General features: G+C 44.2%; 18 protein-coding genes. 8 read left to right on the top strand and 10 right to left on the bottom strand.

Going from position 1 to position 12,463, the window contains the following annotated elements:
• The first annotated feature begins 201 nt into the window (after positions 1–201).
• Complete coding sequence (locus tag WQ57_RS15570; protein WP_046524686.1) at positions 202–930, top strand: ZIP family metal transporter; 729 nt, start codon at positions 202–204, stop codon at positions 928–930.
• Between the two features lie 38 nt (positions 931–968).
• Here the strand turns inward: WQ57_RS15570 and WQ57_RS15565 are convergent, their stop codons facing one another.
• On the bottom strand, positions 969–1,190 hold the full coding sequence (locus WQ57_RS15565; RefSeq protein ID WP_046524685.1) for a hypothetical protein: 222 nt from the start codon (positions 1,188–1,190) through the stop codon (positions 969–971).
• Between the two features lie 163 nt (positions 1,191–1,353).
• Between WQ57_RS15565 and WQ57_RS15560 the strand changes: the two genes are divergently transcribed.
• Positions 1,354–2,136 (top strand): SDR family oxidoreductase, encoded by a 783-nt coding sequence (locus WQ57_RS15560; RefSeq protein WP_046524684.1) that lies wholly within the window; start codon positions 1,354–1,356, stop codon positions 2,134–2,136.
• A gap of 42 nt (positions 2,137–2,178) precedes the next feature.
• Here WQ57_RS15560 and map read toward each other — a convergent pair whose 3' ends face one another.
• Positions 2,179–2,919 (bottom strand): type I methionyl aminopeptidase, encoded by a 741-nt coding sequence (gene map, locus WQ57_RS15555; RefSeq protein ID WP_046524683.1) that lies wholly within the window; start codon positions 2,917–2,919, stop codon positions 2,179–2,181.
• Positions 2,920–3,187: 268 nt separating this feature from the next.
• Between map and WQ57_RS15550 the strand changes: the two genes are divergently transcribed.
• Complete coding sequence (locus WQ57_RS15550) at positions 3,188–3,778, top strand: guanylate kinase (RefSeq protein ID WP_046524682.1); 591 nt, start codon at positions 3,188–3,190, stop codon at positions 3,776–3,778.
• Positions 3,779–3,835: 57 nt separating this feature from the next.
• On the opposite strand, the gene WQ57_RS15545 is transcribed toward WQ57_RS15550, so the two are convergent.
• The gene (locus tag WQ57_RS15545; RefSeq protein WP_046524728.1) at positions 3,836–5,581 is read right to left on the bottom strand and encodes a solute:sodium symporter family transporter; all 1,746 of its coding nucleotides are present in this window, start codon (positions 5,579–5,581) and stop codon (positions 3,836–3,838) included.
• 321 nt (positions 5,582–5,902) lie between these two features.
• Here WQ57_RS15545 and WQ57_RS26720 point away from each other — a divergent pair, with 321 nt between their 5' ends.
• The 3 genes from WQ57_RS26720 (at position 5,903) to WQ57_RS15535 (ending at position 6,571) form a co-directional block, all read left to right on the top strand.
• Positions 5,903–6,040 (top strand): FbpB family small basic protein, encoded by a 138-nt coding sequence (locus tag WQ57_RS26720; RefSeq protein ID WP_156183161.1) that lies wholly within the window; start codon positions 5,903–5,905, stop codon positions 6,038–6,040.
• A gap of 151 nt (positions 6,041–6,191) precedes the next feature.
• A complete protein-coding gene (locus tag WQ57_RS15540; RefSeq protein WP_046524681.1) occupies positions 6,192–6,380 on the top strand; it encodes a hypothetical protein in 189 nt (62 codons plus the stop codon).
• A complete protein-coding gene (locus WQ57_RS15535) occupies positions 6,380–6,571 on the top strand; it encodes a YwbE family protein (protein WP_046524680.1) in 192 nt (63 codons plus the stop codon). Before WQ57_RS15540 ends, WQ57_RS15535 begins: the two co-directional genes overlap by 1 nt.
• A gap of 59 nt (positions 6,572–6,630) precedes the next feature.
• On the opposite strand, the gene WQ57_RS15530 is transcribed toward WQ57_RS15535, so the two are convergent.
• The 3 genes from WQ57_RS15530 to WQ57_RS15520 form a co-directional block, all read right to left on the bottom strand.
• Positions 6,631–6,882 (bottom strand): YiaA/YiaB family inner membrane protein, encoded by a 252-nt coding sequence (locus WQ57_RS15530; protein ID WP_046524679.1) that lies wholly within the window; start codon positions 6,880–6,882, stop codon positions 6,631–6,633.
• A 128-nt stretch (positions 6,883–7,010) separates the two neighbouring features.
• Positions 7,011–7,511 (bottom strand): MltG/YceG/YrrL family protein, encoded by a 501-nt coding sequence (locus WQ57_RS15525; protein ID WP_046524678.1) that lies wholly within the window; start codon positions 7,509–7,511, stop codon positions 7,011–7,013.
• Positions 7,501–7,884 (bottom strand): hypothetical protein, encoded by a 384-nt coding sequence (locus tag WQ57_RS15520; RefSeq protein ID WP_046524677.1) that lies wholly within the window; start codon positions 7,882–7,884, stop codon positions 7,501–7,503. Before WQ57_RS15520 ends, WQ57_RS15525 begins: the two co-directional genes overlap by 11 nt.
• Positions 7,885–8,197: 313 nt before the next feature.
• Here WQ57_RS15520 and WQ57_RS15515 point away from each other — a divergent pair, with 313 nt between their 5' ends.
• On the top strand, positions 8,198–8,572 hold the full coding sequence (locus tag WQ57_RS15515) for an SET domain-containing protein (RefSeq protein ID WP_046524676.1): 375 nt from the start codon (positions 8,198–8,200) through the stop codon (positions 8,570–8,572).
• A gap of 80 nt (positions 8,573–8,652) precedes the next feature.
• Here WQ57_RS15515 and WQ57_RS15510 read toward each other — a convergent pair whose 3' ends face one another.
• A complete protein-coding gene (locus tag WQ57_RS15510; RefSeq protein WP_046524675.1) occupies positions 8,653–9,213 on the bottom strand; it encodes a class I SAM-dependent methyltransferase in 561 nt (186 codons plus the stop codon).
• Positions 9,214–9,337: 124 nt separating this feature from the next.
• Here WQ57_RS15510 and WQ57_RS15505 point away from each other — a divergent pair, with 124 nt between their 5' ends.
• Positions 9,338–10,387, top strand: coding sequence for a M42 family metallopeptidase (locus WQ57_RS15505; RefSeq protein ID WP_046524674.1), 1,050 nt, complete (start codon positions 9,338–9,340; stop codon positions 10,385–10,387).
• A gap of 76 nt (positions 10,388–10,463) precedes the next feature.
• On the opposite strand, the gene WQ57_RS15500 is transcribed toward WQ57_RS15505, so the two are convergent.
• From WQ57_RS15500 to thiS, 3 genes are read right to left on the bottom strand one after another with little or no spacing between them, the layout of a single operon-like run.
• Entirely contained in the window at positions 10,464–11,483 is a 1,020-nt protein-coding gene (locus WQ57_RS15500) for a thiazole biosynthesis adenylyltransferase ThiF (RefSeq protein WP_046524673.1), read from the bottom strand.
• Positions 11,480–12,247, bottom strand: coding sequence for a thiazole synthase (locus tag WQ57_RS15495; RefSeq protein WP_046524672.1), 768 nt, complete (start codon positions 12,245–12,247; stop codon positions 11,480–11,482). The genes WQ57_RS15500 and WQ57_RS15495 overlap by 4 nt, the downstream gene beginning before the upstream one ends.
• Before the next feature lies 1 nt (position 12,248).
• On the bottom strand, positions 12,249–12,452 hold the full coding sequence (thiS, locus tag WQ57_RS15490; RefSeq protein ID WP_046524671.1) for a sulfur carrier protein ThiS: 204 nt from the start codon (positions 12,450–12,452) through the stop codon (positions 12,249–12,251).
• Positions 12,453–12,463 lie beyond the last annotated feature (11 nt).

Below are 12,463 nucleotides of genomic sequence, written 5' to 3'. Positions count from 1 at the left end.
CAATTGTTCAATCTTTCTTTTTAACTTAGAAAAGGATTTCTGCAACTAGCTTCTTTATTTCTTCTACCCCCTTCAATAGGGTTATATTCTTGGCATTTGGGAGTGTGAATTTCCAGGGAGGTCCAGGTGTATAAATACACTCCGCGGGGAATAAGAGACTATCTTTATATAGACCCAACACAGAAAGGTAAGGGGAATTGTATGCAGGAAGCGTTTTTGGGAATATTCATATCTGCCATGGCAACAGGTTTGGGCGCATTGCCTATTTTATTTTTGAACAAAATCTCACCAAGGCTGAAAGGCACCCTTCTTGGGTATGCATCCGGAGTCATGATTGCCGCCACCACTTTCAGCCTGATTCCGGAAGCTCTGCACATGTCGAACTTGTATGTCCTATCTTTCGGTTTGCTGCTCGGAATCTTTGTGCTCAGCATGATTGATTCAAAGACGGCGAATATGAATTTAAAGAATTCCAGAATAACCACCAATATTGACCGAAAAACGCTCATTGTCATCGTGGCAGTTACCTTACATAATCTGCCTGAAGGCTTGTCGGTCGGTGTTAGCTACGGCGCCGGCCAGGAAGGATTAGGGCTGATCATTGCCCTTGCCATCGGCCTTCAGAACGCGCCGGAAGGCTTCTTGATAGCGATTTATCTTTTAAACCAGAATGTATCCAAAGTTAAAGCTTTGCTGATTGCGACAATGACAGGTGCAGTGGAAATTATAACTGGGTTCGCCGGCTATTTCCTGGCATCCTATGTGCAAGGGATCGTCAGTTACGGGCTGAGCTTTGCAGCAGGAGCGATGCTCTTCGTGATTTATAAGGAACTGATTCCCGACAGCCAGGAGGAAGAAGAAAAATTCCCCACCTATGCATTTGCCATCGGGCTAATATCCATGCTGGTGCTGACGCAAAAATTTGGGTGAAGTGTAAAATAAAAACACCAGATATTTATCCAGTGTTCTTAGGAAGTCCTTTTATGGTGGTCATTCATTTGTGCCAGCAGGCCCCTTTTCACCCAATATTCAAAGCTTTCATATGGAAACACGCCTCTGCCATTGGATTTGTTCATCTGAATGACCACGGAGCTTGGGGTAACTTCCAAAATCGTAAGCGTATCGGAAGAGTGCAAGTTTGCCATGAATCCTTCCTTGATTTTAAATTGCATATCCTTATGCAGTTTCAACAGATATCACCCTTATTCATCTTTTACTATCAGGATTCCCATCTTCTTCATTGTTATCCATTTTTAGGAACGAATAGGTCTGATAGCCCCTTAATTAGTTTCAACATCCCCTGTTTGGGGCATATGTAAAAGCGTTAAGATTACTTTGTTAGGAGGAAGTCAATTGGGTAAATTGGATGGCAAGGTCGCTGTTATTACGGGAGCAGGCTCTGGCATTGGAAAGGCCGCAGCCATTAAGCTAGCCGAAGAAGGCGCTAAAATCGCTCTGGTTGATGTAAAAGAGGAAAACGCCAGAAGAGTGAAAGAGCAGGTAGAAGAGAAAGGTAGCTCAGCCATCATTCTGGAGTGTGATATTTCCAAACCCGAAGAAGTAGAGGAAATGTATAAAAAAGTGGGTGAAACCTGGGATAGAGTTGATATCGTATTTGCGAATGCCGGAATCAATGGCGTGATTTCCCCTATCGAGGATTTAAGCCCTGAAGACTGGAACACAACGATAACTACAAACCTGAACGGAACTTTTCTTACCGTCAAATATGCGATACCCTACCTAAAGAAAAATGGCGGCAGTGTAATCATTACAAGCTCGATTAACGGTAACCGCATCTATAAAAACTTTGGTTTTTCCGCATACAGCACGTCAAAAATCGGACAAACCGGGTTTGGGAAAATGGCCGCATTGGAACTGGCGCAATATAAAATAAGGGTGAACATCATCTGCCCGGGAGCCATCGATACAAATATTGATGAAAACACCTTCCCGGAAGAAGAAAGCCTGAAAAAAATCAAAATACCGGTCGAATATCCGGAAGGAAACCAGCCTCTCGAAAAAGGGTCAGGAAAGCCTGAACAGGTAGCCGACCTGGTATTCTTCCTTGCCTCGGACATGTCCAGCCATATCACTGGTACAGAGGTATATATTGATGGGGCGGAGTCACTTTTATAAACATCCAGGCGTCATCCTGCAGGATGACGCCTTCACTTGTTTCTAAAGTGTTATAATGACAGGACCGTTTTTGGTCAGTATAATGGTGTGTTCATACTGGGCTACATAGCTTTTATCCGTCACATAGGTCCAGCCGTCATCCTTCTGATATACCTCTTCTTCCTGGGTAGAAATGAATGGTTCGAACGCGATTACCATGCCGTCCTTCAGCAATTCATCATCCCAAGGTTCGTGATAATTGTAAATATGGTCGGGTGCTTCATGGATTGTGCGGCCAATTCCATGTCCAGTCAGGTTTTTAATAACTGTCAGGCCATTCTGCTTTGCTGTTTTAAACACTTCTTTGCCAAGCCCGCTTTTCTTGGCCCCTGGCTTTGCCTTTTTCAAGCCTGCTTCAAAGGCACTTTTCGCTACTTCACATATTTTGCTCAAAATTTCGTCGCCTTCCCCCACAACAAACGAGATACCCGTGTCGGCAAAGTATCCATCTTTTGAACCGGAAACATCTATATTGACCAGGTCCCCTTCCCTAATGATCCGCTTTCCGGGAATGCCATGGGCGACTTCTTCATTTACACTGATACAAGTGTACCCTGGAAAATCATATTCCCCTTTTGGAGCGGATACAGCTCCAGATCTCTCGAAAAGCTCTCCGGCCAGTTCATCCAGTTCCTTTGTTGTGATGCCCGGCTTCGTCTTTTCGACAAGTTCATCGCGAATCGAAGCTACAATCTTGCCAATTTCCTTTAAACCATTAAAATCTTGTTCTGTTTTAGCAATCATTTTTTAACCACCTGTAATTAACATACTTATTCCTGCACCTTTTGATTTTACTCCTACCTCGGCCTAAACTCAACATATCCCTCCGGAAATGAAACACTTGGCTCAATAAAATTAATTTTAAAAAGATGCAGAAAAATCTGACATCCTTTTCATAATTTGATATAATTGTGATATCTCACTATAAAAACAGGTAAATTTGAGTTCGTTTTCCCAAGATGATTTCTTTTAAATCATAAATCGTACCACATAATGAGAAGGAGGTTTTTCCATGTACAAATTTAAAGAAAAGGAAAAGTTATTCATTTACACTGGCCCTGATGGCTCTGGAAGAAAAACAGTTGCCAAGATGGTTGCCACTGCATTTGATATGGAGACAGTCCTTTCTTACACTACTCGCCCTCCGCGCCATTACGAGACAGATGGCGAGGATTACCACTTTGTTGATGAAGAAACGTTTCTTAAAATGGAGGAACAGCAGGAATTTCTCGAGAGTGTGGAAATTGATGGCTTTCATTATGGCATACGCGAGCTTGATATCGTCAAAGCATTTGAACACCATAATCTGGTCTATCTGACATTAAACCCTGAAGGCACGGAGAAATTGAAGCAGATGTATGGAGAGCGTGTGATGAGGTTCTTCATTTACGCCGATCGTGATACCGTTATTAAACGCCAGGAGGACCGTCAGGATTCGCTGGAGGACATTCAAAGGCATATGGCCCACTATGACGAGACCATGGCATATAAATCCCAGTGTGAACACGTGTTTGAAAACTTTGATTCACCCCAAATCTCTTTCCAGGTCTCCGAAGTGATTGAAGCGTTCCTGGACAGAGATGTAATTGTAACCGATTATTAAAGCTTAAGGACCAGGGAAGAATGCACTTCATCCACTCCCTGGTCCTTTTTGTACCCTTTATAAAGTCAACCGCTTCTTCTCATTCATCACAGCAGGTTCAGATTGGCTTTGCGCAGACAGATAGCCGGCATACTTTTGATTCCAGTATTTTATTGAAGCAAATATGAGTGCACCTGTCGGCAATAAAATCGCTGCAATAGTTGTCCAAAAATAAGGTGAAACCATTCCATTTACATAAGCCAGCCCAATCGGCGAGAAGACAACATAGGTTATGGCAACGAGGGACAAAAGAAAAATAGAGATGGGCAGCACGAATTTCCATGGATTCATATCCACCTTCGGATCTGCTCTGTATTGGTATGGAGCTGCCATCGGCTTCCATTTGCCGATCAGCAGCATGATTCCTACTTCAATCACAAACAGGATGGCGTAAATATGGATGAAATGAATCGGAACACTTACATTGAACAAGTGATCTGTTCCCCATACAAGCATATAGTAGGTAATCACGTGGAAAATAATCACCACTTTGGCGGCAACAGCTGGCACATATTTCGTCAATATCCCCACAAGGACGATGGCAATGATGGGAATATTGAAGAAACCAGTAAATCGGCGTATCAAATCCCACAGTCCTTCCGAAGCGTTCATCAGCATGGGTGAAACAAACAACGAAACAATCGCCAGCAGAGTTCCGAACACCTTGCTCACCTGAATCAGCTTTTTATCATCTGCATTGGGGTTGATGCGCGGTTTGTAGATATCCAGAGCAAATAAAGTGGCAGCGCTGTTCAATAATGAATTAAAGGAACTGAAAACCGCTCCCAGCAAGACAGCCAAAAAGAATCCGGATAAATAGCTAGGTAGAACATCCGTAATCAGTGCAGGATAAGCTAAATCAACCGATTCGAGTCCATCCCCATACAAATGGAAAGCAATCACGCCAGGTATCATCATGAAAAGCGGGACAAGAAGCTTAAAAAAGCCTGAAATCAGTACCCCTTTTTGACCTTCCGCCAGATTCTTTGCTCCCAAGGTCCGCTGGATGACATACTGATTTGAGGCCCAGTAAAATAAATTGGCAAAAATCATCCCTGTAAAAATGGTTCCAAATGGAACGGAATCTTCCTTTGTGCCAATTGAATTCAACTTTTCCGGATGCTGGACGGCGATTTCCTTCATACCTGCCAGAAGGCTTCCATCCCCAAGTGTAATGAATCCCAGTACAGGAACAAGTATTCCTATTATCAGCAGACCCACGCCATTAAGGGTATCTGAAACGGCGACAGCCTTCAAACCGCCAAAAATGGCATACAGGGCACCAATGATGCCGATTACCCAAATGACCAGCCATACAGATCCTACGTATGAAATTCCGAACAGGCCGGGAACATCAAAAAGCTTCAATACTGCCAAAGCACCTGAGTAGAGCATCGAAGGGATCGTTACAAGTATGTATCCAAGCATAAAAAGAATGACCGTATATCTTCTGACCCCTTCGTCGAAACGCTTGCTTAGGAACTCCGGCAATGTTGTAAAGCTTCCCCCAAGATATTTCGGAAGCAAATAAACTGCCATGATGATGACGGCGAAAGCTGCCGTAACTTCCCAGGCCATATTTGAAAGATTTGTCCGGTAAGCCTGTCCATTCAACCCAATCAGCTGTTCGGCCGACAAATTGGTTAATAATAGTGAACCTGCGATAAAGCCGCCTGTAAGCCCCCTACCTGCCAGAAAATACCCTGCAGAATCGCTAACCTCCCCTTTTGTCTTCAAGTAGGAAATCCACGATACAAGCCCCATGAAAAAGGCGCATGAGAGCAATGTAAACCAAATTGAACCAAACAAAATTAATCCCCCTATCGTTATATTGGCATAATGCACGTTCTCTTATATCCAATTTTTTCTACATTGAAACCTGTCTGTAACCAGATGGCGATGTAGTTTAATAGAGATTCCCGGTTTACACAGACCTGTCCGCGGGTGGTAAACCAGTCGGAAGGTTAATTTGTCGGTTTTTTCACAAAATCCTTTACTTAAGCATTGAAAATTATCTAAAAATTTGATATATTTACATTATGTTATAATTTTCACAAAAATACTACAAGAAGAAGGGTCGCTTAAATGAGAAAACCAATACTCAACATGCAAACATTAATTAGAAACAACAAGCAGGAAATTTTGACGAACAGGAAAGAATTGGCAAGGATTGAAAAACAAATTGAAGAAAAGCATATAAAGCAGCTTGAGAGCAATCGCTAGACAATTCCCTGCAGAATAAACGCCGTACCCACAGTGGGTATGGCGTTTAGTATTTTGTATTGAATTGGTCCTGAAAGCCCAAAAGTGCATTGTGCAAACTAGAAAGAATAGATATACTTAATCTACTTGACAGCCTACAGGAGGAATATGAATGACCCAAAATGAAACACAGCCTGCTAAAAAAATGACCTTGCAGGAGGCCATACAAAAGCAGCTTGAAAAGAAAAAACAGCAAAACAGCAATGGAAATGGAAATGCTCATCAATCTCAAACAACGAAGAAAATGAAAAGCCAGCAAACAAAAAAGGTAAGCAACTCGCGCCGGAAAATGGGCGTCTAATGAGCGGTCAAAACAGGAAGGACATCGCTCCCGGAATGGAAGTGGAAATCGTGCTTAAGGCAGACCAGAGAACTGGCAAGCTGACAAGCGGTGTCGTAAAGGATATCCTCACCAAATCCAGCTTCCACCCTCATGGGATAAAAGTACGGCTGACGGATGGCCAAGTAGGAAGAGTCAAAGAAATAAAATAAACTGCAAATTAAAAACCCCGCCTGATGAGGCGGGGTTTTAAGTAGTGCGGATATCCGGTTTATAATTCTTCCTCTTTTGAAAATCTGGACGGTTTAGGACTTGGGTTCAAGTCTTTATCTTCGTCATTATCGCGCACGACCTTCTGAAGGACGATGGCCGAAGAAATCGCCCATAGTGTTGCAGCGGCATAATAACCCTTTTCCACTAAAGGCCAGTCCGCGTTCCACAATGCAACAAAAATGAAGCCAAGTGATAAAACAAACGATGTCCAGGCCAAAAAGGTAAAGGCCGGTGTATTCCTTTTTCTCATGTTCCCACCTCTAAAATGTTTATATAATAAGACTATTATATATTCAACATCCTGATTATATTTCCTTCTTTTGTAAAATAAAAAACAGGCTGCCTCCCTGTCTTTGGAGTACAGCCTGTCTAACGCTCTTATTTAAAAATGATTTTCATCACTTCATCCATGCTCATCTTGCTGTTCAGCTCGAATGTACCCGGACGAAGCTTGTTTGACAGACCTCTCTTCTCCACTTCCCGGGAGAAGTCAAAAGCATTGTCAATAATTTTCCCCTTCACAAGAGCGTGTCCTACATCAATGCTTGTCATGCCTGAGGCGACATTTACAATAGTGTGGTAAACAACCGTTTCTTTCTCCTCTTTTGGAGGAGCTTCCTGTTTGGCAGCCTGTTCCGCAGAGGCGAGCTGGGTTTTCCATTCTTCTTGCGTAAGAACCGTGTAACCTGAGGCCGTCAGCATTTCTTTCATTTCTGCTTCAGTTGGCAACACAGCTTCGGTAGAGGCCACTTCTTCAGCGGGAGTGGATGCCGCCTCGGCAGGAGCCGAGTTCCCTGGTCCCCAGAAATAGACCCCTCCGCATACACTGGCAGCTACAATCAGGCCGGCGGCAAAGCTGCTCATCACCTTAGCTGACATGGGAAACGTTCCTCCTTTCTTTTTTGGAGGAAACATAAGGAGCAAGCAGCTGCTCAATTTCGTTTTCTGCTAATCGTGTCTGAGATGACATGCTCTTAATCGTATACCCTCTCTTATGTAAATCAAGCAGTTCACGCAGCAAAGCTCTCTCTTTTGAGTCCATGCCAACAATCCCTGCTTCCTGGGCCGTAATCTCTCCGTCAAGTTGCATTTTTGCTATTTGTTCCTGTAGTTTGCTAGTTTCCTCCAGCATGGCAACATAATAGGTATCGACTTGTTCTTTCTGTACTTTTGACGCCCGCTTCATGCTGGCAAGTGACAGGATCAGCAGAATTGTTGCCGAACCAAATAAAATTGCTAAAGCCATTTCCATAAATTTAGATCCTCCCAAAAATCTAAAATGCCTGCAATTCCCTATTATACATCGAATATGCCTGTTTTTCGATTGTCTGCAAAAAAATACTCCAAAAGTCCATTGTTTTTCCCATTCCATGGGAAGAGTTAAAATATCTAATGATAATCACAGAGGGCACAATGGTATTTTCTATCATATTGACAATGGAAATCAGCACCAAAATTGCTTCCTATTTAGTTTAATAAAATAATTAACAGTTGCTTTCCATCGCGCCAACTGTCAAACTAAACCGAAGGGTACTACCTTAAAGATATGTAAAGCAGGTGATTCGATGATCGAAATAAAAGCTTCAAAACTCAGCAACGGTGAGTTCAATAGAGGGGTTTTCGCAATACGTGATATTAAAAAGGGCGAATTGATTCATGAAGCCCCCGTGATTGCCTATCCAAACAAGGAGCATGTCCATATCGAGAAAACACTCCTGGCGGATTATGCCTTTGAATACGGCATCAACCACACCGCTATCCTCCTCGGATACGGAATGCTGTTTAACCACTCTTATACGCCAAACGCCACCTATGAAATCAACTTCGATAACCATACATTCGATTTTTATGCTTACAAAGATATAAAAGAGGGCGAAGAAGTATTGATTAACTACAACGGGGATGAAGAGAACCAGGATCCATTGTGGTTTAATGAATAATGGCCGGAAAGTGGAACAGGAGAATGTTCCACTTTTATTTTTGTTTCAATTTGTCATGGTTTGAAAGAAAAAACCTCTATCTAACTCTTCCGGCAATACAGTGTCTGCACACCTTCCCTTTCATTTTCTTCATAATGAAGAATCTGGCACTCGTGAAACTGTGACAAAAGTTCTCTCGGCCGCAGCTTAAACTGATTGGATACTTTCCCGTTTTCCATAGATGGTGATTGATAGAATGTTTCCATGAAAAAATGGCCATTTTCTTTTAAAAGCGACTTCACCAGGGGAAAAAGCGTCCGGTCCAGATAGTAGGTGATGACTATAAGGTCATAGGATTCTTTCACGAAGGCGGGATTGTCCAATTCCCTGAGGTCTGCTCTTCGGGCGTTAATGGGGATCTCAAGTCTTGCCGCCTGTTCCTGGACATGGCTTACGGCGATATCGGAAATGTCCAGGGCATCCACTTCAAAGCCCTGCTCCGCTAAGAACAGGCTGTTCCCTCCCAGTCCACAGGCGATATCAAGGGCGTCCCCTCCGTTTAAGCCTGAAACCAGTCTTGCCAATCTGGGGTTGGGCTTAGGGAGTTCAGCCTGAATCAAGCGTTCTTTATATTTGGAATTCCACTTCATCCTTGGATCCATATATATTCTCCTTTTTCAGTCTTGTTCTGAATATACCATACAATGGAGCATGTTAGGCTTCTATCTTCCTTCGCGATAAAACGATATAATATACTCCAAATGATTTTATGGAGAGGAGCATTACATGGCTTATCCTGATACAGAAGAAACAATTAGTTTGTTAAAAAATTTGGTCCTGATTCCCAGTCCATCCGGCAATACCAATGAAGTGATCACTTTTGTGGAAAAACTCCTTCATGAATGGAAGGTCGAGACGAAAAGGAACCGAAAAGGCGGACTCATCGCAACCATCCCAGGCAAGGATGATCAAAACCACAGAATGCTGACCGCCCATGTGGATACGCTTGGGGCGATTGTGAAAGAGATCAAGCCCAGCGGCAGACTAAAGCTTGATCTGATTGGGGGCTTTAAGTTCAACTCGATTGAAGGCGAGTATTGCGAGATTGAAACATCCTCGGGCAAAAGATTCACAGGAACGATTTTAATGCACCAAACCTCGGTCCATGTCTATAAGGATGCCGATAAAGCTTCCCGGAACCAGGAAAATATGGAAGTGCGCCTGGATGAAAAAGTACATAATGCCAGTGATGTAAGAGCCCTGGGCATTGAGGTAGGCGATTTTGTCTCTTTTGATCCCAGAGTGCAGATTACGCCCTCAGGCTTCATTAAATCCCGGCATCTGGACGATAAAGCGAGTGTCGCAATCCTGCTTCAGCTGATAAAACAAATTAAAAGTGAAAATATGGAGCTGCCTTATACCACCCACTTCCTCATTTCCAATAATGAAGAAATCGGGTATGGCGGGAATAGCAACATCAGCCCTGAAACCGTGGAATATCTGGCTGTCGATATGGGAGCCATCGGCGACGGCCAGTCTACAGATGAGTACACTGTTTCCATCTGCGTGAAAGATGCCAGCGGCCCCTACCACTATGAACTTCGGAAAAGGCTGACCCGGCTTGCGATTGAAAATGGCATAGGCTATAAGCTAGACATTTATCCTTACTACGGTTCCGATGCTTCCGCGGCCATCCGTTCCGGAAATGATATTATACATGGTCTGGTTGGGCCGGGAATCGATTCCTCTCATGCCTTTGAAAGGACCCATCAAGAGTCGATTGAAAATACGGGGAAATTGCTTTATCATTACATCCAATCTGAAATGATATTATAAGCTTGCATGCGAAAGGACAAGGGACGATGCCCTTGTCCTTGATTTGGTTTAGAGATACACATATTGAGACATCATTCTACCCAAGGTAGCGATGGTATAAGCTTCTTGCTTCAGCCGTGTCTTTTGTGCCATGGACTAGAACGCGTCCGTCCTTGAACACGACCAGACGGCGGGATTCTATAGAGAATGAAAGCAGGTATGGATTGCGCTGGATGTTTTCTGTCTGAGACTTAAGCAAGGCTTCAAGCTGCTCCAAATCACGATCCACTTTTCCCGCCGGCCGAAGCTGGACTGTATCCCTTCCGCATAATACGGCGGTTCTCGTCTGGTTTTCATAGCTAAGAAACGGGTAGGTCCTTCCCGGACCGCAGGACAAACAGCTGGCATTTTTCACTCCCTGCACATTTATGGAAGAATTCCGGTTCTTCCACAAATCAAAGGATACCAGTTTATTCCTGAGTGAATCGTAATCCTCCACAAGCATCTTCAACGCTTCCGTCACCTGATGAGCCACAACCGTTTGTACAGCAGGGCTGATAATCCCTGCTGTATCACAGGTCGCACCTCCCAGCGGGACACTTTCCAAAAGGCAATTCAAACAAGGGGTAATCCCCGGCCGGATGGTGTAGCTGATTCCGTAGCTGCCCACACAGGCACCGTAAATCCAGGGAATTCTGTATTTCTGTGAAACGTCATTCACCATCATCCTGATATCAAAATTATCAGTTGCATCCATAATCAGGTCAACGCCCTCTACAAGCCTCTCCAGCTCTTCCGGACCCACGTCGCACACTTGCGCATCAATCCGCACTTCAGAGTTCAGCCTTTTCAGCCTGTTCTCGGCGGCGATTGCTTTTGGCACCTGGTTTTGGGCATCTTCCTCAGTATATAGCTGCTGCCTTTGCAGATTGCTCCATTCGACATAATCGCGGTCAACAATCGTCAGTTTTCCTATCCCTGCCCTGACAAGCGCTTCGGCACTGCCGGTTCCAAGCGCTCCGGCTCCAACTACCAGCACATGTTTCCTGCGTATTTTTGCTTGTCCTTCCAAGCCAATTGGCGCAAAAAGTTCCTGGCGTGAATAACGTCCGCTCAACCCACGCTCAGCCCTTCCGTCGGACTGCTTGCTGTCGCATAGATTTTCTTTGGTATCCTCCCTGCCTCAAAGCCCAATCGCCCTGCTTCGATGGCAAGTTTCATTGCTTTCGCCATCTTGACGGGATCACCAGCACCTGATACAGCTGTGTTAAGCAATACACCGTCTGCCCCCAGCTCCATTGCAATCGCAGCATCCGAAGGAGTACCAATACCCGCATCCACAATGACAGGTACAGCTGACTGTTCAATGATAAAGCGAAGATTCAAAGGATTGAGAATTCCCTGGCCGGACCCGATTGGCGATGCTCCAGGCATAATTGCATGGCAGCCAAGTTCCTCCAGGCGCTTGGCAAGGAGAACATCATCAGATGTGTACGGGAGAACGATGAACCCCTCTTTTAACAGCTCCTCCGAAGCCTTTAGCGTTTCCACCGGATCGGGCAGCAATGTTTTTTGGCAGCCGATCACCTCTACCTTGATCATATCGCACAGACCGGAAGCCCGTGCCAGTTTGGCGATTCTGACAGCCTCTTCGGCAGTTTTTGCGCCGGCGGTGTTCGGAAGCAATGTATATTTTTCCACCTCAAGGTTTTCCAGGAAATTAGGCTGGCTTGCTTCAAATATATTCATTCTTCTGACCGCAAACGTTAAAATTTCTGTCTGTGATTTTTCAACCGCTGCTTTTTGGACATCAAAATCCGGGTACTTGCCTGTTCCGAGCAATAATCTTGATTTAAATGAATACGGTCCAATTTTTAACATATCATCCGCCTCCTACAAAATGAACAATCTCAATTTTATCCCCATCTGCAAGTGCTGTTTCCCCATGTCTGCTTTTCTCCAAAATATCCTGATTCAACTCCACAATGGCAACCTTTTGATTGATGCCGTAATGCTCCAAAAGCTGGGAAACATTCCCGACACTCGAAGGTACGCTTACCGTTTCACCATTAATGATTAACTGCATAAAACTCACTC

This window comes from Mesobacillus campisalis, from assembly GCF_000986785.1.
In the GTDB taxonomy this organism is placed as follows: Bacteria; Bacillota; Bacilli; order Bacillales; family Cytobacillaceae; genus Mesobacillus_B; species Mesobacillus_B campisalis.
The sequence above is the reverse complement of the archived record's forward strand: the minus strand, read 5'-3'. Positions and strand labels throughout refer to the sequence as shown.